Source organism: Bradyrhizobium sp. Ai1a-2 (assembly GCF_000426245.1).
GTDB lineage: Bacteria > Pseudomonadota > Alphaproteobacteria > Rhizobiales > Xanthobacteraceae > Bradyrhizobium.
In genome coordinates, this window is the sequence record NZ_AUEZ01000012.1 from 16,504 (window position 1) to 41,670 (window position 25,167).

General features: G+C 62.4%; 26 protein-coding genes. 4 read left to right on the forward strand and 22 right to left on the reverse strand.

The annotated features are described in order from the left end of the window. Positions 1 to 111: 111 nt before the first annotated feature. Both K288_RS0110860 and K288_RS0110865 read right to left on the reverse strand, forming a co-directional pair. Positions 112 to 714 carry a hypothetical protein gene (locus K288_RS0110860; RefSeq protein ID WP_027579575.1) on the reverse strand — a complete coding sequence of 201 codons (603 nt, stop codon included), beginning with the start codon at positions 712 to 714 and terminating at the stop codon, positions 112 to 114. A 230-nt stretch (positions 715 to 944) separates the two neighbouring features. Beyond that, positions 945 to 2,564 carry a peptide chain release factor 3 gene (locus K288_RS0110865; RefSeq protein ID WP_027579576.1) on the reverse strand — a complete coding sequence of 540 codons (1,620 nt, stop codon included), beginning with the start codon at positions 2,562 to 2,564 and terminating at the stop codon, positions 945 to 947. Between the two features lie 231 nt (positions 2,565 to 2,795). On the opposite strand from K288_RS0110865, the gene sugE reads away from it, so the two are divergent. Continuing rightward, positions 2,796 to 3,110 (forward strand): quaternary ammonium compound efflux SMR transporter SugE, encoded by a 315-nt coding sequence (sugE, locus tag K288_RS0110870; RefSeq protein WP_027579577.1) that lies wholly within the window; start codon positions 2,796 to 2,798, stop codon positions 3,108 to 3,110. A 52-nt stretch (positions 3,111 to 3,162) separates the two neighbouring features. On the opposite strand, the gene K288_RS0110875 is transcribed toward sugE, so the two are convergent. The 7 genes from K288_RS0110875 to K288_RS0110905 all read right to left on the reverse strand — a co-directional run bounded on the left by K288_RS0110875 (position 3,163) and on the right by K288_RS0110905 (position 9,747). Further along, positions 3,163 to 4,167 carry an inorganic phosphate transporter gene (locus K288_RS0110875; protein ID WP_027579578.1) on the reverse strand — a complete coding sequence of 335 codons (1,005 nt, stop codon included), beginning with the start codon at positions 4,165 to 4,167 and terminating at the stop codon, positions 3,163 to 3,165. Between the two features lie 14 nt (positions 4,168 to 4,181). Then, positions 4,182 to 4,826, reverse strand: coding sequence for a DUF47 domain-containing protein (locus tag K288_RS0110880; RefSeq protein WP_027579579.1), 645 nt, complete (start codon positions 4,824 to 4,826; stop codon positions 4,182 to 4,184). Positions 4,827 to 5,090: 264 nt separating this feature from the next. Continuing rightward, positions 5,091 to 6,059 carry a branched-chain amino acid ABC transporter permease gene (locus K288_RS0110885; protein ID WP_027579580.1) on the reverse strand — a complete coding sequence of 323 codons (969 nt, stop codon included), beginning with the start codon at positions 6,057 to 6,059 and terminating at the stop codon, positions 5,091 to 5,093. 1 nt (position 6,060) lies between these two features. Next, complete coding sequence (locus K288_RS0110890; protein WP_027579581.1) at positions 6,061 to 6,924, reverse strand: branched-chain amino acid ABC transporter permease; 864 nt, start codon at positions 6,922 to 6,924, stop codon at positions 6,061 to 6,063. Positions 6,925 to 6,991: 67 nt separating this feature from the next. Continuing rightward, on the reverse strand, positions 6,992 to 8,212 hold the full coding sequence (locus K288_RS0110895; protein ID WP_027579582.1) for an ABC transporter substrate-binding protein: 1,221 nt from the start codon (positions 8,210 to 8,212) through the stop codon (positions 6,992 to 6,994). A 40-nt stretch (positions 8,213 to 8,252) separates the two neighbouring features. Continuing rightward, positions 8,253 to 8,999, reverse strand: a complete 747-nt coding sequence (locus tag K288_RS0110900; protein ID WP_027579583.1) for an ABC transporter ATP-binding protein — start codon at positions 8,997 to 8,999, stop codon at positions 8,253 to 8,255. Beyond that, a complete protein-coding gene (locus K288_RS0110905; RefSeq protein ID WP_027579584.1) occupies positions 8,992 to 9,747 on the reverse strand; it encodes an ABC transporter ATP-binding protein in 756 nt (251 codons plus the stop codon). Before K288_RS0110905 ends, K288_RS0110900 begins: the two co-directional genes overlap by 8 nt. A gap of 335 nt (positions 9,748 to 10,082) precedes the next feature. Here K288_RS0110905 and K288_RS0110910 point away from each other — a divergent pair, with 335 nt between their 5' ends. Both K288_RS0110910 and K288_RS0110915 read left to right on the forward strand, forming a co-directional pair. Further along, positions 10,083 to 10,685, forward strand: a complete 603-nt coding sequence (locus K288_RS0110910) for a hypothetical protein (RefSeq protein WP_043159614.1) — start codon at positions 10,083 to 10,085, stop codon at positions 10,683 to 10,685. A 268-nt stretch (positions 10,686 to 10,953) separates the two neighbouring features. Further along, the gene (locus tag K288_RS0110915) at positions 10,954 to 11,835 is read left to right on the forward strand and encodes an FkbM family methyltransferase (RefSeq protein WP_027579586.1); all 882 of its coding nucleotides are present in this window, start codon (positions 10,954 to 10,956) and stop codon (positions 11,833 to 11,835) included. A gap of 34 nt (positions 11,836 to 11,869) precedes the next feature. Here K288_RS0110915 and K288_RS0110920 read toward each other — a convergent pair whose 3' ends face one another. The 9 genes from K288_RS0110920 to K288_RS0110965 form a co-directional block, all read right to left on the reverse strand. Further along, entirely contained in the window at positions 11,870 to 13,627 is a 1,758-nt protein-coding gene (locus K288_RS0110920; protein ID WP_027579587.1) for an MOSC and FAD-binding oxidoreductase domain-containing protein, read from the reverse strand. 135 nt (positions 13,628 to 13,762) lie between these two features. Beyond that, complete coding sequence (locus K288_RS0110925; RefSeq protein ID WP_027579588.1) at positions 13,763 to 14,680, reverse strand: DUF427 domain-containing protein; 918 nt, start codon at positions 14,678 to 14,680, stop codon at positions 13,763 to 13,765. 421 nt (positions 14,681 to 15,101) lie between these two features. Continuing rightward, the gene (locus K288_RS0110935) at positions 15,102 to 16,565 is read right to left on the reverse strand and encodes a catalase (RefSeq protein WP_027579589.1); all 1,464 of its coding nucleotides are present in this window, start codon (positions 16,563 to 16,565) and stop codon (positions 15,102 to 15,104) included. Between the two features lie 147 nt (positions 16,566 to 16,712). After that, positions 16,713 to 17,045 carry a cupredoxin family copper-binding protein gene (locus tag K288_RS0110940; RefSeq protein WP_027579590.1) on the reverse strand — a complete coding sequence of 111 codons (333 nt, stop codon included), beginning with the start codon at positions 17,043 to 17,045 and terminating at the stop codon, positions 16,713 to 16,715. A gap of 23 nt (positions 17,046 to 17,068) precedes the next feature. Further along, positions 17,069 to 17,587 carry a DUF4142 domain-containing protein gene (locus K288_RS0110945; RefSeq protein WP_027579591.1) on the reverse strand — a complete coding sequence of 173 codons (519 nt, stop codon included), beginning with the start codon at positions 17,585 to 17,587 and terminating at the stop codon, positions 17,069 to 17,071. Between the two features lie 94 nt (positions 17,588 to 17,681). Further along, positions 17,682 to 18,371, reverse strand: coding sequence for an RNA polymerase sigma factor (locus tag K288_RS0110950; RefSeq protein ID WP_027579592.1), 690 nt, complete (start codon positions 18,369 to 18,371; stop codon positions 17,682 to 17,684). An 81-nt stretch (positions 18,372 to 18,452) separates the two neighbouring features. After that, on the reverse strand, positions 18,453 to 18,818 hold the full coding sequence (locus K288_RS0110955) for an ArsC family reductase (RefSeq protein ID WP_027579593.1): 366 nt from the start codon (positions 18,816 to 18,818) through the stop codon (positions 18,453 to 18,455). A 149-nt stretch (positions 18,819 to 18,967) separates the two neighbouring features. After that, complete coding sequence (locus K288_RS0110960) at positions 18,968 to 19,435, reverse strand: cytochrome P460 family protein (RefSeq protein ID WP_244443125.1); 468 nt, start codon at positions 19,433 to 19,435, stop codon at positions 18,968 to 18,970. Between the two features lie 61 nt (positions 19,436 to 19,496). After that, positions 19,497 to 20,543: an alpha/beta hydrolase gene (locus tag K288_RS0110965; protein WP_027579595.1), complete on the reverse strand. Its 1,047-nt coding sequence runs from the start codon at positions 20,541 to 20,543 to the stop codon at positions 19,497 to 19,499. Between the two features lie 157 nt (positions 20,544 to 20,700). Between K288_RS0110965 and K288_RS0110970 the strand changes: the two genes are divergently transcribed. Beyond that, positions 20,701 to 22,242 carry a winged helix-turn-helix domain-containing protein gene (locus K288_RS0110970; RefSeq protein ID WP_027579596.1) on the forward strand — a complete coding sequence of 514 codons (1,542 nt, stop codon included), beginning with the start codon at positions 20,701 to 20,703 and terminating at the stop codon, positions 22,240 to 22,242. Between the two features lie 18 nt (positions 22,243 to 22,260). On the opposite strand, the gene K288_RS0110975 is transcribed toward K288_RS0110970, so the two are convergent. The 4 genes from K288_RS0110975 to K288_RS0110990 form a co-directional block, all read right to left on the reverse strand. Further along, on the reverse strand, positions 22,261 to 22,704 hold the full coding sequence (locus K288_RS0110975; protein ID WP_043159618.1) for a DUF1801 domain-containing protein: 444 nt from the start codon (positions 22,702 to 22,704) through the stop codon (positions 22,261 to 22,263). An 18-nt stretch (positions 22,705 to 22,722) separates the two neighbouring features. Beyond that, positions 22,723 to 23,154, reverse strand: coding sequence for an SRPBCC domain-containing protein (locus K288_RS0110980; RefSeq protein WP_027579598.1), 432 nt, complete (start codon positions 23,152 to 23,154; stop codon positions 22,723 to 22,725). Continuing rightward, a complete protein-coding gene (locus K288_RS0110985; protein ID WP_027579599.1) occupies positions 23,151 to 23,474 on the reverse strand; it encodes a metalloregulator ArsR/SmtB family transcription factor in 324 nt (107 codons plus the stop codon). Before K288_RS0110985 ends, K288_RS0110980 begins: the two co-directional genes overlap by 4 nt. A 188-nt stretch (positions 23,475 to 23,662) precedes the next feature. Continuing rightward, complete coding sequence (locus tag K288_RS0110990) at positions 23,663 to 24,988, reverse strand: dicarboxylate/amino acid:cation symporter (RefSeq protein WP_027579600.1); 1,326 nt, start codon at positions 24,986 to 24,988, stop codon at positions 23,663 to 23,665. Positions 24,989 to 25,167: the final 179 nt, after the last annotated feature.

The window sequence follows — 25,167 nt, forward strand, 5'->3', positions numbered from 1 at the left end:
GCGTCAGGCGGCGCTCCCGTCATTCCGGGATGGCCCGAGGAGCCAGCAGGCCAACGTCGGGATTCCGGGTTCGCGGACTTTGTCCGCGCCCCGGAATGACACGCCGCAGGGCTACGGCTTCTCCGCCTGCTTGCTCAATTCGCGATTGTCGACATAGCGGATCGCGATCGGGCGGCCGGCGAGCGCGCCGCCGAGGCCATTGCTGAATTTGAGCGGCAGGCAGCCCTTCAGCGATGTATCGATCGCGTTCAGGTAGGTGGTGCGGGTGTCTGCGGGAACGCCTGATGTTGCGAAGGTCATGCGCGGCGCGCCGATCATCTCGCCGGAGCGCTTGAAGCTGAAACGGACCGACATCTGCATGCCCCCACGCGCGTCGTCCGCCGCCGGCGGGGTCCAGCAGGAGCGCAGCGCCTGGAAGAGATCGCCGATGGTATCGAGATCGTGATCCGGCTTCTTGTATTTCGCCGCCTGGTCCTGTGGCGGCACCGTCAGGATCGTGAGCTGCAGGTTCTGGCCGTAGGGGTAGTCCATCTCGGGGATGCACGGCCCATGGTTGAACACGCTGCAATAGGACGGCGTGCAGGGCCCTTCGTCCAGCACGCTGCAGGGCGTATGCGCGAATGGCACAGGGTTGATCTGCTGCCGTTCCGCAGCGTGGCCAGCGGAAATTCCCAAGACGATGAGTGCGAGGCAGATCACGACGCGTCGCAGCATGAGATAAGCCCTTTGGATGCCGCCCCCTCAAAAATGAGGGCCGCGAGCAACCGCATCAAGCCGGCGGGTGTTCACTTCCTTGCGTGCGCGGCCGGTTCCGCACATACCACTGTCATCGCCCGACTTGATCGGGCGATCCAATATTCCAGAGACAGCTTTGCTTCAGTGAGAGGCCGCCGCGTACTGGGTCCCCCGCCTTCGCGGGGGACGACGGCCACTGCAAGCAGCCCTTACGCCTTCCGCTTGACGTCCTTGACGTTGGAGAAGGTGATGCCCTCCGCGCGCTCCTGGGTATAGCCGAGGTAGAACTCGTTCCTGGCCATGAACACCGGATCGCCGTCGACGTCGTCGGCGATGGCGGAATTGTTGGCGGCGACGAAGGTGTCCAGCTTCTTGCGGTCATCGGAGGAGATCCAGCGCGCGAGCTGGAATTCCGACACCTCGAATTCCACCGGCAGCGAATATTCGGCATCCAGCCGCGCCTTCAGCACGTCGAGCTGCAGCGGGCCGACCACGCCGACCAGAGCCGGCGCGCCATCGCGCGGGCGGAACACCTGCACGACGCCTTCCTCCGACATCTGCTGCAAAGCTTCCTTCAGCTTCTTCGCCTTCATCGCATCGGTCAGCCGCACGCGGCGGACGATTTCCGGCGCGAAGCTCGGCACGCCGACAAAGGTCAAATCCTCGCCTTCGGTGAGCGTATCGCCAATCCGCAGCGTGCCGTGGTTGGGAATGCCGACGACATCGCCGGCGAAGGCTTCGTCCGCCACCGAGCGGTCCTGGGCGAAGAAGAATTGCGGGCTCGACAGGCTCATGTTCTTGCCGGTGCGCACCAGCTTGGCCTTCATGCCGCGGCTGAGCTTGCCCGAGCAGAGCCGCGCGAACGCAATGCGGTCGCGATGGTTCGGATCCATGTTGGCCTGGATCTTGAAGACGAAGGCGCTCATGCGCGGTTCGGCCGCCTCGACCTTGCGCAGATCGGAATCCTGCGCACGCGGCGCCGGCGCGAACTGGCCGAGGCCTTCGAGCAAATCGCCGACGCCGAAATTGCGCAGCGCGCTGCCGAAATAGACCGGCGTCAGATGGCCTTCGCGGAAGGAAGCGAGCTCGAACGGCTTGCAGGCTTCCGACACCAGCGCGAGCTCGTCCTTGATCTCGGCAACGTCGAGATTGGGATTGCGGCTAGCGAGATCGGCGATGTCGATCTGTTCGGCCTGCCCGGTCTTGGCGCCGCCGCCCTCGAGCAGGCGCACGCCGCCGTTCCTGACGTCATAGGTGCCCATGAAATCGCGGCCGCGGCCGACCGGCCAGGTCATCGGCGTGGTGTCGAGCGCCAGCGTCTTTTCGATCTCGTCGAGGAGATCGAAGGTGTCGCGGCTCTCGCGGTCCATCTTGTTGATGAAGGTGATGATCGGGATGTCGCGCAGGCGGCACACCTCGAACAGCTTTCGCGTGCGCGCCTCGATGCCCTTGGCGGCATCGATCACCATCACGGCGGAGTCGACGGCGGTCAGCGTGCGATAGGTGTCTTCCGAAAAGTCCTCGTGGCCCGGCGTATCCAGGAGGTTGAACACGTGGTCCTGGAACTCGAAGGTCATCACCGAGGTGACCACCGAGATGCCGCGCTCGCGCTCGATCTTCATCCAGTCGGAACGCGTGTTCCGCCGTTCGCCCTTGGCCTTGACCTGGCCGGCGAGATTGATGGCGCCGCCGAACAGCAGGAGTTTTTCCGTCAGCGTGGTCTTGCCGGCGTCCGGGTGGGAGATGATCGCAAACGTGCGCCGCCGCGCCACTTCATCGGCAAGCGGGGAACGAGACGGCGATTCGGCTGTCAGGGCAAGGTCGGACATGGCGGGAGCGTTTGGCAGGGAAACCGGTGTCAATCAACCCCATATGGTGATTGCGAAGCCCGATAGCCAGCCCCATATTCGCGGTCTCTCTGGGGCATGTCTCCGCGCAAACGCTTTGTCGCGAGGGAAAAGCGGTTTCCACTTTTCCGGATCATGCTGCGACGGGAAGGACGACCTTCCTGTTCACGACATCAGCTGCGGGGACGACCCTGCCCTATCAGGAGGGTCGTCATGGCCTGGACTATCTTGCTCATTGCCGGTCTGATGGAGGTCGGCTGGGCGATCGGGCTCAAATATACCGAAGGTTTCACAAGGCTCGTTCCATCGGTGCTGACGCTTCTGAGCATGCTCGGCAGCATCCTCCTGCTCGGGCTCGCGCTGAAGACGCTGCCGATCGGAACCGCCTATGCGGTGTGGACCGGCATCGGCGCGGTCGGAACGGCGATGCTCGGCATCGCCCTGTTCGGCGAACCAGCCACCGCGCTTCGGCTTTCGAGCATCGGGCTGATCGTGGCCGGCATTATCGGGCTGAAGCTGGTTACGTAGGTTTTTGACGCGTTAATGCGAACCGGCGTCCGCTTCGCTTGAAACGCTATGATCAGCGCAGCAGCACCACAGCCCAATAGGTGACGGCCGCGACCGCCGCCGCGGCCGGAATGGTGGTGACCCAGGCATAGACGATCGAGCTTGCGACATTCCAGCGCACCGCCGAGACCCGGCGCGCCGCGCCGACGCCGACGATGGCGCCGGTGATGGTCTGGGTGGTGGAAACGGGAACGCCGAGGAAGGTCGCGACGAACAAGGTCGCCGCCCCGCCGGTTTCGGCGCAGAAGCCCTGCATCGGCGTCAGCTTGGTGATCCGCAGGCCCATGGTGCGGACGATGCGCCAGCCGCCCATCAAGGTGCCCAGCGCCATCGCCGCCTGGCAGGCCAGCACCACCCAGAACGGGATGCTGAACTCCTCACCGAGATGGCCCTGCGAATACAGCAGCACGCCGATGATGCCCATGGTCTTCTGCGCATCATTGCCGCCATGGCCGAGCGAATAGAGCGAGGCAGAGGCGAATTGCAGAACGCGAAACGCGCGGTCGACCGCGAACGGCGTCGAGCGCACCGACAGCCAGGATACGATCGCAACCAGCACCAGCGCCAGCAGGAAGCCGATCAAAGGTGACAGCACGATCGCAAGCAGCGTCTTGGAGAGCCCGCTCCACACCGCCGCCGAGACCCCCGCCTTCGCCATGCCGCCGCCGACCAGGCCGCCGATCAGCGCATGCGAGCTCGACGAAGGAATCCCGAACGCCCAGGTGATCACGTTCCAGACGATGGCGCCGACCAGCGCGGCGAAGATCACGGTGGCATCGACGACCTCGGGCTCGATGATCCCGGTGCCGATGGTGTTGGCGACGTGCAGGCCGAATACCATGAAGGCGATGAAGTTGAAGAATGCCGCCCAGAACACCGCGAACTGCGGCCGCAGCACGCGCGTCGAGACGATGGTCGCGATCGAATTCGCGGCATCGTGCACGCCGTTCAGAAAATCGAACAGCAGGGCGACCGCGATCAGGATCACCAGGATCGGAAAACCAAGCGTGGCGTCCACGTGACGTCCCTGCTCTACACTTGCTCGATCACGATCGAGTTGATCTCGTTGGCGACGTCGTCGAAGCGGTCGGCGACCTTTTCGAGGTGATCGTAGATCTCGGCGCCGACGATGAAATCCATCGTGTTGGCGTCGCGGTGCTTGAGGTAGAGCTCCTTCAATCCGATGTCGTGGAGGTCATCGACCCGGCCCTCAAGCTTGGTCAGTTCCTCCGTGATCTGGGACAGCATCGAGACGTTGCTGCCGATCGACTGCAACAGCGGCAGCGCGCGCCCGACCAGGTTGGCGCATTCGACGATCAACCCGCCGATTTCGCGCATCGGCGGCTCGAACGCGCGCACCTCGAACAGCATCACCGCCTTGGCGGTCTGCTGCATCTGGTCGACGGCGTCATCCATGGACGTGATAAGGTTCTTGATGTCGCCTCGGTCGAACGGGGTGATGAAGGTGCGGCGGACGGCGGTCAGAACCTCGCGGGTGATGTTGTCGGCGTCATTCTCGAACTGGTTGACGCGCTGGCAGTGGACGGGCGTCTCGTCCCCACCCTTCAGCACGTCCCGCAAGGCCATCGCGCACTGGACGGAAGTCTTGGCGTGGCGGGCGAACAGGTCAAAAAACCGCTCCTCCTTGGGCAGAAAGGCTCGAAACCAGCGTAGCATAGGTCAAATCCATTGTTCCGGAGGACCGCTCCGCAACATGTCACAAAACTGTCATACATCATTTTGTGCAGGAACAGCCAGCGCTCCGCCGGCGGAACCGGATCATCCACCGCTTTGTGAAAGTGGTCCCGACGCCTTCCAGGGCCCAACGCAAGTGTCGTAGCCCGGGTGGAGCGCCAGCGTAACCCGGGGCCGCTGTGAACACGGACGCAAATGCCCGGGTTACGCGTTCCGCTCCACCCGGGCTACGATGCGTAGCAAGTCCTACAGCGACCGCCTGAGCAGACGCGCGATCTCGCCGATGATGCCGCGGCGGAAGGTCAGCACGCAGGCGACGAAGATGACGCCCTGGATCACCGTCACCCACTGGCCGTAACCGGCCAGATACTGCTGCATGGCGATGATGATGAAGGCGCCGACCACGGGACCGAAAATGGTGCCGAGACCGCCGACCAGCGTCATCAGCACGATTTCGCCCGACATCGACCAATGCACGTCGGTCAGCGAGGCGTTCTGGGCCACGAACACCTTGAGCGAGCCGGCAAAGCCCGCCAGCGTGCCTGATAGAATGAAGGCGAGCAGCTTGTACTGGTCGGTCTTGTAGCCGAGCGAAATCGCGCGCGGCTCGTTCTCGCGGATCGATTTCAGCACCTCGCCGAAGGGCGAGTTGATGGTGCGGTAGATCAACAGGAAGCCGGCGAGGAAGCCGGCCAGCACGACGTAATAGAGCACCGTCGGCTTGGAGAGGTCGAAGACGCCGAACAGATGGCCCTGCGGAACGCCCTGGATGCCGTCTTCGCCATGAGTGAACGGCGCCTGCAGGTAGATGAAATAGAGGAGCTGGGACAGCGCCAGCGTGATCATCGAGAAGTAGATGCCCTGCCGGCGGATCGAGATGTAGCCGGTGATGACGGCAAGCCCGCAGGCCGCGGCCGTGCCGATGATGATGCCGAGCTCAGGCGGCAGCGCCCACACCTTCAGCGCATGCGCCGAGACGTAGCCGGCCGTGCCAAGGAACATCGCGTGGCCGAACGAAAGCAGGCCGCCATAGCCGACCAGGAGGTTAAAGGCGCAGGCGAGCAGCGCAAAGCAAAGCGCCTGCATCACGAAGAACGGATAGATGCCCGTGAGGGGCACCACGGCCAGCAGCACGGCCATCAGGGCGAAGGCGACCATCTCGTCGCGCATCGCGCGCGGCGTGATGGGCAGGGTGTCGTCGGTGAGTGCTGACATATCAGGCCGCCCGTCCGGTCAGTCCCGTCGGCTTCACAAGCAGGACCAGCACCATCAGGACGAACACGACGGTGTTGGAAGCCTCGGGGTAAAAATACTTGGTCAGTCCCTCGATCACGCCGAGCGCAAAACCGGTGATGATCGATCCCATGATCGATCCCATGCCGCCGATCACCACCACCGCGAACACGACGATGATGAGGTCGGCGCCCATCAGCGGCCGCACCTGGTTGATCGGCGCCGACAGCACGCCCGCGAGCGCCGCAAGCCCGACGCCGAGGCCGTAGGTCAGCGTGATCATCCTGGGCACGTTGATGCCGAAGGCGCGCACCAGCGTCGGATTTTCGGTCGCGGCGCGCAGGTAGGCGCCAAGCTGCGTCTTCTCGATCAGGAACCAGGTCGCCAGGCATATCACCAGCGAGAACACGACCACCCAGCCGCGATAGATCGGCAGGAACATGAAGCCGAGATTCATGCCGCCGCGGAGCGCGTCAGGGATCTGGTACGGCAGGCCTGAGGAGCCGAAATAGTTCTGGAAGACGCCCTGGATGATCAGCGCGATGCCGAAGGTCAGCAAAAGGCCGTAGACGTGGTCGAGGCCGGACAGCCATTGCAGCATGGTCCGCTCCAGGATCATGCCGAAGATGCCGACCACGATGGGCGCGATGAGCAGCGCCCACCAATAGTTGATGCCGGCGATGTTGAGCAGGAAATAGGCGCAGAAGGCGCCCATCATGTAGAGCGCGCCATGGGCGAAATTGATGATGTTGAGCATGCCGAAAATCACGGCAAGCCCCAGGCTGAGCAGCGCGTAAAACGAGCCGTTGATCAGTCCCACCAGTAGCTGTGCGTAGAGAGCCTGCATCGCGTTGGCCTTCGCCCCCTCCCCCCGAATGGAGCCCGCCGGCTTCAGCGCCGGCGGGCGATGATAGTTACTTCTTGAGCAGCGCGCACTTGCTTTCGGAAAGCGGCGTGAACGCCTGGTCGGCCGGAACGGTGGCGACCAGCTTGTAGAAATCCCACGGCCCCTTGGATTCCGAGGGCTTCTTCACCTCGAACAGGTACGCCGGATGGATGGCGCGGCCGTTCGGCTGGATCTCGCCCTTGCCGAACAGGTCGTCCTCGGTCGGGATCGACTTCATCTTGTCCACGACCTTGACGCCGTCATGCGGGTTGCCGCCGAGCGCTTCCAGCGCCTTGAAATAGTGACGCAGCCCCGCATAGACGCCGGCCTGGACCATGGATGGCATGGCATGGTTCTTCGACCGTTCGCCGAACCGCTTGGAGAAGGTCCGGGTCTGGTCGTTCATGTCCCAGTAGAAGGTCTCGGTGAAGTTCAGGCCCTGCGCGGTCTCGAGCCCGAGCGCCTTGACGTCGGTGAGGAACAACAGCAGCGCCGCGAGCTTCTGGCCGCCGGAGACGATGCCGAATTCAGCGGCCTGCTTGATCGAATTGGTGGTGTCGCCGCCCGCATTCGCGAGGCCGATGATCTTCGCCTTGGACGATTGGGCCTGCAGCAGGAAGGACGAGAAGTCCGAGGTGTTGAGCGGATGCTTGACGGTGCCGAGCACCTTGCCGCCATTGGCGGTGATGACGGCTGTGGTGTCGCGTTCCAGCGCGGCGCCGAAGGCGTAGTCAGCGGTCAGGAAGAACCAGGTGTCGCCGCCGGACTTCACCAGCGCCTGTCCAGTGGAATGCGCCAGCATGTAGGTGTCGTAGGTCCAATGCACGGTGTTCGGCGTGCACTGGGCGTTGGTCAGGTCGGAGGTCGCCGCGCCCGAGTTGATGTAGACGCCGTTCTTCTCCTTGACGACGTTGTTGACGGCGAGCGCCACGCCGGAGTTCGGCACGTCGACGATGATGTCGACCTTGTCGACGTCGAACCACTGCCGCGCGATGGTCGAGCCGATGTCGGGCTTGTTCTGGTGATCGCCGGAGATGACGTCGATCTTCCAGCCCTTGGCGAGCAGCCCGGAGTCCTCAACCGCCATCTGCGCCGCGAGCGTCGAGCCGGGCCCGCCGAGATCGGAATAAAGCCCGGACTGATCGGACAGCGCACCGATCTTGACGGTCTTGTCCTGGGCAAGCGCGAGGCCAGCCGATGCGAACGTCAGGGCGGTGCCGAGCAGCAACGCCGAAATCCTGTTTTTCATATGATTGTGGTCCTTCTTGCTTTTCTTGATGTCGGCAATTTCAGACGCCGAGATAAGTGTGGAGCTTGTCCATGTTGGCGGAGAGCTCCGAATTGGCAAAACCGTCGATCACCTTGCCGTGCTCGACAATGTAGTAGCGGTCAGCGACCGTCGATGCGAAACGGAAATTCTGCTCGACCAGCAGAATGGTGAATCCCTCCGATTTGAGCCGCGCAATGGTGTGGCCGATCTGCTGGATGATGACCGGCGCGAGCCCTTCGGTCGGTTCATCCAGCATCAGGAAACGTGCGCCGGTGCGCAGGATGCGCGCGATCGCCAGCATCTGCTGCTCGCCGCCGGAGAGCTTGGTGCCCTGGCTGGTGAGGCGCTCCTTCAGATTCGGAAACAGATCGAAGATCTGATCGAGCGACAGGCCTCCAGGCCGCACGGTCGGCGGCAGCAGCAGGTTTTCGCGCACGTCCAGGCTTGCGAAAATGCCGCGCTCCTCCGGGCAGAAGGCGATGCCCATCCGCGCGATCCTGTCGGACGACGCGCGGATGATGTCCTGGTTCTCGAAGCGGATCGAACCGGAGCGCTTGCCGATGATTCCCATCACCGATTTCAGCGTGGTCGTCTTGCCGGCGCCGTTGCGCCCAAGCAGCGTGACCACCTCGCCGGCATTCACATGAAAATTGATGCCGTGAAGGATGTGGGATTCGCCGTACCAGGCCTGGAGGTCCTGCACGGCCAATACCGGCGCGGCCGCGGGTTTGACGGCTGGCGCTTCGGCCATTTTCAGCTCAGGCATGACCGGCTCCCAGATAGGCTTCCTTCACGCGCTCGTCCTTGGAGAGATCGGCATAGTGGCCTTCCGCGAGCACCTGCCCTCGCGTCAACACGGTGATGATGTCGGAAAGGTTCGCCACCACCGAGAGGTTATGTTCGACCATCAGGATGGTGTATTTTGCGGAGATGCGCTTGATCAGGGCGGCGATCTTGTCGATGTCCTCATGGCCCATGCCGGCCATCGGCTCGTCCAGCAACATCATCTCCGGGTCGAGCGCGATCGTCGTTGCAATCTCAAGGGCGCGCTTGCGGCCATAAGGCATCTCGACGGCGGGAGTGTTGGCGAACTCGCTCAAGCCGACATCGTCGAGCAGTTCGAGGGCCCGGGCGTTATAGCGGTCGAGCACGCTCTTCGAGCGCCAGAAATCGAACGAATTGCCATGCTGGCGCTGCAAAGCGACACGGACATTCTCCAGCGCCGTCAGATGCGGAAAAACCGCCGAGATCTGAAACGAGCGCACCAATCCGAGACGCGCGACATCGGCCGGCGGCATCGCGGTGATGTCCTGCCCCTTATATGTGATCCGGCCCGCGGACGGCTTTAGGAATTTTGTCAGGAGGTTGAAGCACGTCGTCTTGCCGGCTCCGTTAGGCCCGATCAACGCATGGATGCTACCGCGACGCACTTTCAACGCGACGTCGCGTACGGCGAAGAAACCCGCGAATTCCTTGGTCAATCCGTGGGTCTCGAGAATGAACTCGTCGGCCAAACAATTTCCCCCGTCGGCCTCACCGCGATCTCGCGCGTGGCCAAGTTTTTTCCTGATCCGGCTGGTTTTCCGCGACCCCGGAAACCCATCCCGGACCGCCGCCCCCGGCGGCGGAATATGCCGATGCAACATGGGTTAGGCAAGGCGGAAAGCTGGGCGTCGAGGACGCACCCTCACCGGTTCCGTCTTCTCCAATAGTCGAATTGCAGCCGCACCCGATTTATCACTTCGGAAAGCGGCCATTAACGTTATTTTGCGGCGCAGCCAAGCCTTCATAGAATATTTCCGCGTCGAGCCGATGCTCTGGCCATTTAGTCCTGGGACGGATTTCGACCTTGGAATTTGAGAGCGCCAATTCATCGATCGTGAAATCGATCCGGCAGCGCGATCTGCTGAACGCCTGGCTCAGGCTGTATGCCCGTGACCGGTCGACGCCGCGCTTCGATGAGTACGAGCCGGAGCGACTGGAGGATGAGAGGCTCGACCTTGTCCACTACACGGTCGAAGCCGAGCGGCAGCCGCCGCGATTGACGATCCAGAGCGAGGGCACACGGATGGCGCACGCCTACGGCCACACCGGAAAGGGCCGCGCTCTCGACGACTATCTGGGCCCGCGCCTCGCGCCGATCGTGATGCCGGCCTATTATGAGTGCATCGCGCGCCGCCTGCCGGTCTACACGATCGCCCATATAGACGACATCTATGGACGGCTGGTGGCCTATGAGCGGCTGCTCCTGCCATTTGGTGAAGGCGGCCAGATCACCCGCATCATCGCCTCGCTGAAGACGATCTGCGAGGACGGCCATTTCGAGATCAAGAACCTGATGCGCGGCGGCGACAAGCTGCCGGTGCAAAAGTTGTGCGCGACCATCGATCGCGATCTCTTCCATCGCGCCCCCGGCCGCCTCGCAGCCCCCGACGCGCTCGAATTCGACTAGGGCCCTGAGCTCAATTTCGGCGAAACGAGTATCGCTGTCTATCGCGGCCATGGCGCGCGCGCCAAGTTCTTCGGCTGGAAAGTGCTCAAGCCCCAAAACGTGTTCGACGACGAAGGTGGATGGCGTTCCAGCGTAAGTTGCTCGGACGATCCACCGCTATTGTACCGCCATACTGCCCAACAACAGGACCTTCTTTAGGCATATTTTTGGCAGAGTTTTGCCATCTGGGGCGGCGATTTTCGCGCGGTATTAAATGGGGTCGACAATTATGATTGCTCCAAAGAGCTTCCGCTTCTTCCTGAAATACGCGTTAACGGATCCATCGCAGCTGACCGACATGGTGCGACGCAGGGCGCTCGAGCAGATCAAGGTAGCGCCGACCGGTATCGCAAAAGCGCATTTTAATGGCGTGCGGTATGAAATAGATATGTCGTTGCATCGCTTGATGACGAAGTATTTTTTTCAAACCCATGAGATGTTTCTGGAGCGCATCTTCCGGCGTTTCTTGAGTCCTGGAACGACCTTCATTGATATCGGCGCTAACTGCGGTTACTGGTCTGCTTATGCACTGTCGCTAGTAGGTCAGACCGGGGAAGTGCACGCATTTGAGCCGGTGCCTCAATACTTCGCCTTTGTCCAACGTCTCGCCGAACTCAATCCGGACTATCGGATTTTCGCTAACCAGACCGCTTGTGGCGCTCTCCGCGGAAACTCAATGATGGCCGTCGTTGCGCCGCGCCCAGAGAATTTCGATAACTACGACACGAACATCGGATCGAGTTCACTTGCTGCCGGCTTTCTCGATCACGCGAAGGATCTTACCGACAACATCAGCGTCGGCGTCATCGCTCTGGATGATTATGTGCGCGATCGGAAGATTGATCTTGATCGAGTAAGTCTGATCAAGATCGACGTCGAAGGCTTTGAAGGGGCGGTATTTGACGGGATGCAAGCGGTGCTGGCAAAGGACGGCCGCAAAGTCCCGCTTCTCTGTGAAATTCTCACGGACCTAAACCGTTCCAAGCCGCTCGACGGCAGGCTGATCATCGAGCGTCTCGAAGATAACGGATACCGCTGCCTTGATGCGACGCATTTGCGACCGATCAACCGTCGCGCCCTCGGCTTTGAAGAGAACATTCTTTGTGTGTAGTGGGTACCCACTTCGCTCGAAAACGCTCTAAGGATTACAAATCGACAACGACGTCGCCAGTCGGTTGTGAGCAGCAAATGAGAAGGTTGCCGTCGGCGGGCCTGTCGAGTGGCTCGGGTCCATAGGCGACCGCGCCCGAAATCAGGCCGCTTTCGCAGTTGTGACAAACACCGGTCCGGCACGACCAACGGACCGGGACATCGCACGCCTCGGCCAGCTCCAAAATGCTCTGATAGGCTGACACCTTCCAGTGTACGGCGATGCCACTTCGCGCAAACGATACCAGCGGACCGGTGTCGGCGTCGTCCGAGGGCACGTGTGGAGTTCGCGCCGCTCCGCCGACGACACCGGGTGTCAGTGACTCGCCGCCGTTGAAGATTTCGACATGAATTCGCTCCGGCGGCACGAAGGCCGCGAGCGTCGCTTTCATGTCCGCCATAAAGCGAACCGGGCCACAGAGGTAGACATCTGCCTCTCGCGGAATGCCGACCGCGTCGAAGACCGATTGCGACAGATGACCGGTGGCGTCGAAATCCTCGCCCATCCTGTCGCGCGAGCCCGGCCTGCTATAGCAAACATAGCTGCGGCTGCCGGTGAGCCCGAGCATGAGACGGCGGACTTCGGCGGCAAATGGATGATGCTCTCGATCGCGAGCCGCGTGCAGCCACAAGACCTGCCGTGCGGAGCGAGCCTCCGCCAGCGCGTGCAGCATCGCCAGAACAGGCGTCGCTCCGATTCCGGCGCTGAGCAACACTACGGGCCGCCCCCCGGACTGCAGAATGAAGCTTCCGCGCGGCGAGCTGACGTCGAGAGCATCGCCCACCCGAACATGCTCCCGCAAGTAGGCCCCAGCAGTCCCGTTCGGCTCGATCTTGACGCTGATCCGATAGCGCTCCGTCGAAACAGGACCCGAGAGCGAGTAGCTGCGAAACATCGGCGGGCCGCCACCCGCGTGAAGACGCAAGACGACGTACTGACCGGGTAAAGCCGCTGGCAGCGGCTGACCGTCCCGATGTCGCATCGACAGGGACAGGACGTCCGCGGACTCTTGATCGATCGCGGCCACCACGAGCGGCTGAAATCCTGGTGCAACCGGGTGCGCAGCTGCTGCCGGCGCGAGCCCCGCGTTGCCACTCCCCGCGGCAACCGCTTGGCTCTGCAGGAGTGCCTCAAACGACCGGCGCCATCCGGGCGAAAGCGCCGCAATCCGCAAGGCCCGCTCCAATCGATCGCGCGGATGATTGGGCGAATAGAGCAGCGCGTTGATTTCCGCGACCGTCATTCGCTCGTCGGCCTCCCCCACCTTCACGATTTCGTCGCCGGCGCCTACCTCGCCTTCCTGCAAAACGCGGAAGTAGAAGCCGGGACGTCCGCTGGATGTCAGCAATGCGGGCATCCGCGGCTCGGTCGTCCGAATGCCGACGCGATAGCAGGTCACACGAGGCTGAGTGACTTCGAACAGCGCAGTGCCGATCTGATAACGATCGCCGATGCAAACGGCATCGTCGGGCAACCCTTCGATGGTGAAATTTTCACCGAACTGTCCATGGACGAAGTCGGTCCTGTTCAGCTGATCCTGCCAGTAGCGATACGATTCGATCTGGTAGACGAAGACGGCGCGCTGCTCACCTCCGTGGCCGGCTAGGTCCCCTTGACCGTCTCCGTCCAGATTCAACCGGCCTGCCCGACAGCGGCCAGGCAGCGGATCTTTCCAGATCCCGGTGTGTACGGTGCGACCTTTCCAGTTGATATCGCGCGGAAGCCCGACGTTCACCGACAGTAATCGCGCCATGTCCCGCTCCGCTTTGATGGCGACCGGAGGTTTTCCCAGAGCGTTTTCGAGCGAAGTGGACACAGGTTCGCGTGAAGAAAACGCGTCAAAACTAGAATCCAGAGCTTCGGTTCTGATTGCATCAGAACCGAAGCTCTAGCCGCTCGCAGCCGATGCGGATCCGTTATCGGGCGACCGCTCATGGCCGTTTGCAGGGCGGACCACCTCGGCGACGTCGAGGTTGCGATCGGGGCCATGCGCGACCACCGCCTGACCCGGCTCAAGGTGGAGCTGGATGCCATCGAGATGGACCGTGACGATGTCCGGTTCGAACGACACCAGGTTGGAGATGCGGCGCACCTCGGGATAGGCGTCAGGATAGAACCAGGCTGCCTGGCGCGCGTCACCGATGCTGTAGTAGCTGCACAGTCCCTTGTATGGGCAGAAGGTCTGGAGTTTGACGGGAGTGAGGGCGGACTCATCGATGTCGGCGCGCGGAACGTACCAGCGCGGCGCGAAGCCGGACTCGTAGAGGACCACCGGCCGCTTGGTGTCGGCGATGACCTGGTCACCATAGCGGACGACGAGATTGCGGGAGGCTTGGCGAATGTCGATGCGGTGATAGGGATCAGCGGCATGGCCCAGGATTCGCTCGTCTTCTTCGTAGAACGCATCCATGGCCCGCCAGGCGAACGCGACGCGTGCCTGCAGTTCACTTGCGTGGGCCGGCAGACTCGTGTGCTGCCACGCTCCCCGCGGCACGATGTGTTGCTCGTCCGCCCTGACGCTGTACCAGGACGTGAGCCCGAGATCGGGGTGTTGGGTGGTATGCTCGGTGCGCTCCAGGACATTTGGAGAAACATCGTTCTCCGGGAAGTAGGCCACCGGATAGCGCCCCGGTTCGAAGAGCAGGAGCACGTTCTCGCTATCAGCGATCCATGTTCCTGCGAAGCGCACCCGCATACGCCGGCGCAGACGCTCTGCGTACAACAATCGCTTGGGCAGCGGTTCGGGCACGAGGAACCGACCAAATGCTCCCGTTGAGAGCGGACCTTGTTGCCAGGACAGTCCCACTGCTCCCTCCCTATAGGCTTGATAATGGAGGCCGGTACACGTCCAGAAATATTCATTACCTCAGAACGGAGACCGGCAGCAATGTTCCATGAGGATGGCGGTCTTCGGTCCGCGTCTGTCGCTAACTCGCGTCGACGAAATGATCAAATGTGTCGTGCGCCAAATGTTTACAATGAGAGACCAGCGTCGCGGGCGGATTCAAGATGAGGAAACTGACGCGGCGTGAGGCTCAAGACCTCGCGGTTTCGTGACCCCCGCGGCGCGCATACTTGCTCTGCTGTTCGACGGCTCAAAGCAACTCGTCAGTGTCACCTCGACAGGTCTTCCTTCCGGCATCCAAGCAATCGGGAAAGAAGCTCCGCGCAAGCCGGAACTTCCTTCTGATGACCAGGCAGATAGATCCGATGATCTTTTGCGACGGCTAGAGCGTGCCGGCGGCAAACCTGGCAAGCGCCTCCGCAACGCCCCTGCCGTAGGCCGGGTCAGCCTTGGCGCAGTTTGCCACATGCCGTTCCCGGATGTGCTTGGAAGCCTTGCCGACCTGGCGGGCGGTGTTATCGAACAACGCCTGCTTCTGCGCGGCATCCATCTTCCGGAACAGATTGCCCGGCTGTTGCCAGTGATCGTCATCCACACGGTGATCCCAATGGGCGGCAGCGCCCGTGATCTCAAGCGGCGGCTCGTTCAACTGCGGCTGGTCCGTCCACTCACCCAGGCTGTTCGGCCAGTAGGTCGGCGTACCGCCAAGATTGTCGTCGGTGCGCATCGCGCCATCCCGGTGATAGCTGTGGAATGGACATTTCGGCGCGTTGATCGGGATCTGGTGATGGTTGACGCCGAGACGGTAGCGCTGCGCGTCGCCATAGGAGAACAGGCGGGCCTGCAGCATCTTGTCGGGCGAATAGCTGATGCCGGGCACGACATTCGCCGGCGTGAACGCCGCCTGCTCGGTCTCGGCAAAGAAGTTCTGAGGGTTACGGTTGAGCTCGAAATAGCCGACCTCGATCAGCGGATAATCCGCCTTTGGCCAGACCTTCGTCAGGTCGAACGGGTTGAACGGGAAAGCCCTCGCCTGCGCGTCCGTCATCACCTGGATGAACAGCGTCCAGCGCGGGAAATCCCCGCGTTCGATGCTGGCGAAGAGATCGCGCTGATGGCTCTCGCGGTCCGCGCCGACCAGCGCCTCGGCCTCCGCATCGGTCAAGTTCTGGATGCCCTGCTGGGTGCGGAAGTGGAATTTCACCCAGATGCGTTCATTGTTCGCATTGATGAAGCTGTAGGTGTGGCTGCCGAAGCCGTGCTGGTGGCGGAAGCTGCTCGGAATGCCGCGCTCGCTCATAATGATGGTGACCTGGTGCAGCGCCTCGGGGAGCAGCGTCCAGAAATCCCAGTTCATGTCCGGATCCCGCATTCCCGTGCGCGGGTGTCGTTTGATCGCGTGGTTCAGGTCGATGAAGCGCAAGGGATCGCGGAAGAAGAACACCGGCGTGTTGTTGCCCACCACGTCCCAATTGCCTTCATCGGTGTAGAACTTGAGTGCGAAGCCGCGGATATCACGCTCCGCATCTGCGGCGCCGCGCTCGCCGGCCACCGTCGAGAACCGCGCGAACATCGGTGTCTGCTTGCCGATCTTCGAGAAGATCTTGGCCTTGGTATAGCGGGTGATGTCGTGGGTGACGGTGAATGTGCCGTGGGCGCCCGCGCCCTTGGCGTGCATGCGCCGCTCCGGGATCACTTCCCGGTGGAAATGCGCCAGCTTCTCGATCAGCCAGATATCCTGCAGCAACGCCGGACCGCGCGGTCCCGCCGTCATGATGTTCACGTTGTCAGTGACAGGCGCGCCGGAGGCATGGGTCAGAAGCGGTCGTTTTGTCTGGTCGTTCATTGGAAACTCCTGGATCGCGTGTTCGAGGAGTTAGAAAGCTCAGCGTGCGGATTCAAGGACTGACATCCACCAATTCTGGCCAAATGTCCGCTGATCTCGGCCAACGTCACTGGCGGCGGATGTGCTCCCAAATCAGGCAGCTTGCGATCAAGGCGACGGCTTACCGTCAATCTTGAGCATCGCCTTCATGTTGGGATGGAAGCGGCAGTAGTAGTCGACGGTGCCGGCCTTCTTCAGGACGTAAGTCACCGTCTGCTTCGGCGGTATCATCACGTCGAAATCGCCGTTCCTCGCAGTTGCGGTGTGCGCGAACACGTCCTTGTTCACCCATTCGATGGTATCGCCGACCTTGGCCGTAGCCTCGGCCGGCGAGACCACCAGATTCTCCATCACGATCGTGATCGTCGCGGCATGCGCGGGGACCGCCGTCGCCGCAAGGGAAAGCACGCCGGCGATCAAACCAAAGCGTCCGCGCTGCATGGGAGCCCTCCACGACCAACTGGTTACTTCAGGCCTGCGGCGACATGCTCGGCATGCTGCTCGTGGCCCTGAAAGATCTTCAGGCCGGTCTGCAGCAAGCTCTTCAGCTCGGCATTGCTGGCCGATGGGATCAACTTTGTTTCCAGCGCGCTGTCGACGGCCTTGTGATAGGCGACCTCGTTAGCGACATAGGCCTTGTCGAAGGCGGCGCCGTTGAGCTTGCCGAGCTCGGCGAGCTTCTCGGACGCCTGCTTCGACAGCGCCTTGCTGGTGTCGTTATCTTCGGGCGTTACATTGAGTTTCTTGACGAGGTCGAGCGCCTGCTTGTTCACGGCCTCATGGTCGCGCACCATGTCTTGCGCGAACGCCTTGACCTCCTTGTTGCTGGCTTTCGTCAGCGCCTGCTTGGCCGCCGCGATATCGATATTGCCGGCGGTATACGCAATATGGGCGATCTGTGGATCGGTGAGCTTGCTTTCGGCAAGCGCTGGGCCGCCTAACAACATCACCGCGGCGATCGCCGCTCCCACTTGAGCGAACATGATTAACCCTCCTGTGGCGCCGCGGGGTTCCAGCGGCGCATTTCGTTTGCACAGGAGTTGGATGGCGATTAGCGCCCGAGGTTCCCGGAATTCTTCAGATATAGCCGAGCCGTTGCAGCACGGCTTCGGTCAGCCGGTCGCAGCGGCGGCCGGCGAACGGGAAGACCTCCATGACTACCGGGCCGATCTTCTTCTCGACATTGTCGCGCAGCATGGCGCGGGCGCGATGCAGCCGCGTCTTCACCGTCTCGGGCTTCAGGTCAAGAAGTTCAGCAGTCTCCTCGACATTCATGCCCTCGACCACGCGCGCGATGAAGACGAGGCGAAACGCCTCCGGCAGTTCGTCGATCGCGGCCTCGACAACTCTGTGGATTTCGCGCTGGGCCATGGATTTTTCGGGATCGTCAGCAGTGGACATCAGGGGGAACTGGATGATCTGGGCTTCCAGCGCGCCTTGCGGCAGTGACGAAATCTCGACACCCACCCGCTCGCGGCGCAGCCGCCCCAGCGCCTCGTTCATCGCGATCCGCGACAGCCAGGTCGAAAGGCTGGACTCGCCGCGGAAGTCGGTGAGATGCGTGAAGGCGCGGACATAGGTTTCCTGGACGACGTCCTCGGCTTCGCTGTCGTTGCGCAGGATGCCGCGCGCCAGCCGGTAGAGCCTGCGGTTGTTGGCCTTGATGATGGCGCGGACGGCGGCCTCGTCGCGGGCCAGTGCGCGCTTGACGAGTTCGGCCTCGCCGGCCGCAGCCGGCGCTGTTTTGGGTGTGGAGGCGGATTGCATGGCGTTCTCGCCCTTAATTCCAGCGGATAATCGAAATTAGATGCGGCCGCGGCGCAGAGGTTCCCGGAAATCGTCCACGCCCTACCCTTTGCGGCCGCGCGATTTCACCTCCTTGGCGTAGACGTCATCCTTGAAGCCGACCAGGAGTTTGCCGCCGAGGTCGAGCACCGGCCGTTTGATCATCGACGGCTGCGCCGCCATCAGCGCCAGCGCCTTGCGCTCGTTCAGGCCTTCCTTGTCGGCATCAGGCAATTTCTTGAATGTGGTGCCGGCACGGTTGAGCAGCGTTTCCCAGCCGACCTCGTCGCTCCATTGCTTCAGCTTGTCCTTGGCGATGCCGGTCGTCTTGTAGTCGTGGAAATCATAGGCGACGCCATGGCCGTCGAGCCAGGCGCGCGCCTTCTTCATGGTGTCGCAGTTCTTGATGCCGTAGATGGTGATGCTCACAGCCGTTCCTCGCATGCGTTGCGGCGAGAAAGTGGCTTCGCAACGGCTGTTGCGCCAGATCGGGCGCCACGCCTCCTGTGAATTCCCGGGAGTCTTTGTTCGAGCATGATCTTTTCGGAAAACCGGATTCCACTTTTCCGGATCATGCTCTAGCGTCCATATCGCGTGAAGACGAAATCGTGGTCTTTCGCGTGGGCTTCGTGGCAGGCGAAGCAGGTCCGGTGCTGGGCCTCGTCCACGGGCTTGCCGTCGATGAACCGGCCAAAACCCCAGCCGCCGGTGGAGGCGTATCTGGCGGAGTCCTTGACCATGATCTGGACGGTGGTGGGCGAGCCGCTGATGAAGGCGCCGTTGAGGCCCTCGACCGGGACATGCTTCCAGGCAAGCTTGACGAAGGTGGTGCCGTCCGGAAACGGCAGCGCGCCGCCCTCGCTGGCTTTGACCGCGGTGGGGTTGCCGAGGACGCCCCGGAGTTCATCGAGGCCGACCTCCTGCCCGACGGCGATCAGCTTCCAGTCGCGATAGCCGTCGGGAATCCTGACGCCGAAGATCGGCGACACCCCATCATCGGCAGGGCTCGCGGCGAAGGGCGCTGCCGTCGCAGCGCACGTCACCATCAGGGCCGCGAGGGCCCATTTCAGATTCTGTTGCATCCGTTCGATACCCGCTGTTTTTCAATCAGGCCTTGTCGACATCGATGACGGCCTGCGCAAAGGCTTGCGGGGCCTCCTGCGGCAGATTGTGGCCGATGCCGCCGGTGATGAGGCGGTGTTCGTACTTGCCGGAGAATTTCTTGGCGTAGGCGCTCGGTTCCGGATGCGGCGCGCCGTTGGCATCGCCCTCCATGGTGATGGTCGGCACCGTGATGACAGGGAATGTCGCGAGCTTCTTCTCCAGATCGTCGTATTTCGCTTCGCCCTCAGCGAGCCCAAGCCGCCAGCGATAGTTATGGATGACGATCTTGACGTGATCTGGGTTGTCGAAGGCATCAGCGCTGCGCTCGAAAGTGGCGTCGTCGAAATGCCATTTCGGCGACGCGAGCTGCCAGATCAGCCTGGCGAAGTCGTGCCGGTATTTGTCGTAGCCCTGCTGTCCGCGCTCGGTGGCGAAATAGAACTGGTACCACCATTGCAGTTCGGCCTTTGGCGGCAGCGGCATCTTGCCGGCCTCCTGGCTGCCGATCAGGTAGCCGCTGACGGAGACCATCGCCTTGCAGCGCTCCGGCCAGAGCGCGGCAATGATATTGGCCGTGCGCGCGCCCCAGTCATAGCCGGCAAGCGTCGCCTTCTCGATCTTGAGCGCATCCATGAACGCGACGATGTCGGACGCGAGCGCCGCCGGCTGGCCGTTCCGGAACGTCGCATCGGAAAGGATACGCGTGGGGCCATAGCCGCGCAGGTAAGGGATGATCACGCGATAGCCGGCGGATGCCAACAGCGGCGCGACGTCGACATAGCTGTAGATGTCGTAGGGCCAGCCGTGCAGCAGGATCACCACCGGACCATCAGCGGGTCCCGCCTCGGCATAGCTGACATTGAGAAGGCCGGCGTCGATCTGCTTTAGCGGGCCGAACGACGTATGCGCTCCCGGCTGCGCCGCGGGCAGCGTGGCCTTCTTGGCACCCTGCGCATGGGCGGCTCCGATCAGGCCGAACTGGGCTGCGGCGAAGGTTCCGGCGGCAACGCCGAAGAAGCGGCGGCGGCTCTGATTGATATCCTGGGACATGGCGATCTCCGGTTCGAACTGGCGACCTTTTGCCTCCTCCTGACTATGCGCGCTTGGAGATTATCTGGATTTATCCTTCAGATGGCTTTGATTTTTACGACACGCGCCTTGTGCTACGTTCACTGCCACTCCCGTCACAGCCGGCAGGCCATAGAATTTGCTCTATCATTTCAACGACTTCGTCCTGGATACCGACCGCCGCGAGTTGCGCCGGGGCGACGGGCTTATCGCCGTCGAGCCGCAGGTGTTCGATCTGTTGGAGTTCCTGATCCGTTCACGCGACCATGTCGTCAGCCGCGACGACCTGTTGGCCGCCGTCTGGCGCGGGCGCATCGTCTCGGAGGCAACGCTGAGCAGCCGGCTGAACGCCGCACGCGCGGCGATCGGCGACAATGGCGACGAGCAGCGGCTGATCCGCACGCTCCCCCGCAAGGGCATTCGTTTCGTCGGCGAGGTCCGCGAGCAAGCGGCCGACGAGAGCGCAGGGCCGCCCGTTGCCGCCTTCGAAGGTCCCTCGATCGCGGTGCTTCCCTTCACCAATATGAGCGGCGATCCCGAGCAGGAGTATTTTGCCGACGGGGTCGCCGAGGACATCATCACGGCGCTGTCGCGCTGCAGCGGATTGTCCGTGATCGCGCGGAACTCCTCCTTCACCTACAAGGGCAAGGCGGTCGATATCCGCCAGGTCGGCCGCGAGCTAGGCGTCGGCTATGTGCTGGAAGGCAGCGTTCGCCGCGGCGGCGATCGGTTGCGAATCACTGGCCAGCTCATCGACGCGAGTTCGGCCGTCCATCTCTGGGCCGATCGCTTCGACGGCGACGCGCGCGAGGTCTTCGACCTGCAGGACCGCATCACCGAAAGTGTGGTGGCCGCGATCGAGCCGACGCTGCACCTCGCCGAAGCCGAGCGCCGCCGCTCCTCTCCGCCGAGCCAGCTCGATGCCTACGACCTGCTGCTGCGCGCCTACAGTCTTCGTTACGAGTTCACCACCGAGAGCATTGCGGCGGCAATCGACTGCCTCGACCAGGCGCTGGCGATCGATCCAACCTATGCGCCGGCAATGGCGGCATCCGCCTATTGCCATGCGCTGCGCCATTTCCAGGGCTGGATCAGACCGAACGAGGAATATCGCAGCAAGGCCGTCGCGCTGGCCTGGCGCGCGGTCGAACTCGCGCCGAATGATGCGCAGGTCTTGTGGATGGCGGCGTTCGCAATCTGGAACATGGCCGACGAAATCGAGCCCGCACGCGAATTGTTCAGCCGCTCGCTTGCGATCAACCCGAATTCCGCGATGGCGCTGACGCTCGGCGGCTGGATCGAGGCGATGTGCGGCAAACAGGGCGCCGGCCGCGCCATGATCGAGCGGGCACAGCGGCTCAATCCCCGCGACCCGCGCGGCTGGTTCGCCTCCGGCGCGCTCGCGATCTGCGCCGTGCTGGACGAGAATTTCCCCGAAGCGATCGTCTGGGCGGAGAAGGCGCTGGCGCAAAACCGCCGCTTCGCGGTGGCGCTGCGCGTCCTGACCGTGGCGCTGGTGAAGAGCGGCGAGCGCGAACGCGCGGCACAGGTCGCACGCGAATTGCTGAAGGTCGCGCCGGATTTCTCGATCACGAACTTCCTGTCGCGAATCCCCTTCCCGGTCGAGCCTATGGCGCGGACCTATACCGAGGCGCTGCGGGCCGCCGGCGTGCCGGAATGAGGCGTCTTCGCTGACGCCTCAAGCGCTCTTTGGTTTCTTGGAAAGGTTGAGTGCCACGGCCGCGCGAATGAGCGCCTTCAACGCCGCTTCATTGATCTTGGCGCCTTCCTGCAGATCGATCGCACGCCTGGTGTTGCCTTCGAGGCTGGAGTTGAAGAGGCCCGAAGGGTCCTCGAGCGAGGCCCCCTTGGCAAAGGTCAGCTTCACGGCGTTCTTGTAGGTCTCGCCGGTGCAGATGATTCCGGCGTGCTCCCACACCGGAACGCCTCTCCACTTCCATTCCTCGACCACCTCGGGGTCGGCCTGCTTGATGAGATTTCGGACTCGAGCAAGCATCTCGCCTCGCCAATCGCTCAGTTCCTTGATTCTCGCATCTATCAGCCGAGAGGGAGAGTCTCCTTCTCCCTCCTTGGAGCTGCTCTTCTTCACGGTTGTCAACTTGCTGGATGCTCTGTTGGCCATTGCGTTCACCTGCAGACTTCAATCCGTCCGCGCCAGGACCTGCTCCAGATTCGCGAAGAACTGCTGCCACCCGGCGTGGGCGCCGCCGTAGGCCTGCTTCTGATCCGGCCGGAAGCCCGATTGCTCCATGCGCAAATGGGTTCCCCTGCTCGTCGGCGTGAGCGTGAAGGTCACCACACTCGTCAGATTGAAGGCTGCATCGTCGTGCGCAAAATTCCAGGTGTAGGACAGCGCCTTGTTCGGCTCGATCGCGAGGACCTCGCAGTCCAACACGCCGCCCCACTCGCCGCGCAGGTTGAAGCGGTGGCCCACGACTGGCTTGAAGTCGCTCTTCATCAGCCACTCCTCGATCAGGTGTGGTTGTGTGAGCGCGCGCCAGATCTTTTCCGGCGGATAGGGAATCTCGCGTTCGACAATGACGGAGCGCGTTTCGGTCGCAATGTTGGTCATTGGTCCATCCTTTTGAGCAGATCTTCGAGGTGATCGAACCGGCTTTGCCAGAAGCCGGCCATTTGGCTGGTCCAGTCGATCAGCGGGGCCAACGCGCCGAGTTGCGCGCTGTAGTGCGTCTGGCGGCCTTCGTGGCGGTCGCGCACGAGTCCCGCCTGCTTGAGAACCCCAAGATGCTTCGAGACGGCCGGCTGCGAAACCCCGGCGAGAGCCGTCAGAGCTCCGACCGTCTGCTCGCCTTCACGGCACAGTCGCTCGAAGATGGCCCGCCGGGTCGGATCGGCGAGCGCCCTGAAGAGCTCATCGTGAGCATTCGGCATTTGATATCGATAACCCGCTGGCTATTGATTGACGTATAACCGACGAGATATAGGTCAGTCAAGCGGGCAGATAGAGCGGTACTAACCTAGGTCACCGCAGGCCAAAGGGAGCAGGCGTCGCACCGCTCCCTCAACCCACATACCCCTTGGTTATGCATCAGGCGTTGCCGCTACCGACCAGACGTGGCCTAGGAGCCGCCACCGCCCGGCTCGAGCGCCTCGCCGAGTTCGAGGGGGTGTGCCATGGTCTCGTGCAGCTTCTGCTTGTCGAGCTCGCCCTCAGAAAGGCTGATGACGACGCAGGCAACGCCGTTGCCGATCAGGTTGGTGAGCGCGCGGCATTCGCTCATGAACTTGTCGATGCCGACGAGGATGGCGAGCGACTGGATCGGGATGTCAGGCACGATGGACAACGTCGCCGCCAACGTGATGAAGCCGGCCCCGGTGACGCCGGACGCCCCCTTCGAGGTGATCATGGCGATGCCTAAGATGCCCAGCTCCTGCCATATCGTCAGAGGCGTGTTGGTCGCCTGTGCCAGGAACAGCGTCGCCAGCGTCATGTAGATGTTGGTGCCGTCGAGATTGAAGCTGTAGCCGGTCGGGATGACGAGCCCGACCACCGGGCGCGAGGCGCCGAGATGCTCCATCTTCTGCATCATCTGCGGCAACACCGTTTCCGACGACGAGGTGCCGAGCACGATCAGAAGCTCGTCCTTGATGTAGCCGATGAAGCGGATGATCGAGAATCCCGAGAGCCGTGCGATCGAGCCGAGCACGATCAGCACGAACAGCGCGCTGGTCAAATAGAAGGTGCCGATCAGCGCTACGAGATTCCGGAGCGAGCCCAGTCCGTAAGCTCCGACGGTGAACGCCATCGCCCCGAAGGCGCCGATCGGCGCAACACGCACGATGATGCGGATCACGCCGAAGAACACTTTGGCAGCCTGGTCGATCGCGTGCGCAATCGGCTCGCCAGCCTTGCCCATGAAGGCGATGGCAAAGCCTGATAGAATCGAGATCAAGAGCACCTGCAGCAGGTCGCCGCGTGACAGCGCGCCGAAGAAGCTATCGGGAATGATCGCCATTAGATGGGCAACGATCCCCTCCTCTTTCGCCTTGGTCACGTAGGTCGCGACCGATTTGGCATCGATCGTGGACGGATCGATGTTGAAGCCGCTCCCGGGCTGCAGGGTCCTGCCGACGATCAGGCCGACCGCCAGCGCCACCGTCGAGACGGTCTCGAAATAGATCAACGCCTTCAGGCCGACGCGGCCGACGCGCTTGAGGTCGCCCATCGAGGAGATGCCGTGTACGACGGTGCAGAAGATCACCGGCGCGATCATCATCTTGATCAGCGCGATGAAGCCGTCGCCGAGCGGCTTCATCTCCTTGCCGAGATCGGGATAGAAATGGCCGAGCAGGATGCCAAGCGCGATAGCGATCAGAACCTGGATGTAGAGGACCTTGTACCAGGGCTGGTGACGGGCCGCGGGGCGGATCGCTTCTGCTGTCATGAGAGCTCTGCGGATGGAGGAATCAGGATGGCGCCATCATGGAATGAGGTGACGCCGCGAACAATGCACGTTCCCGTTCATGGTGCTTTGCGGAATAATCGACCCTAACCCCGCTACCCTAGCACGTTGCGCCAGCATAATCTTTCCAGAAAACCCGATGCCCGCTTTTCCGGATCGTG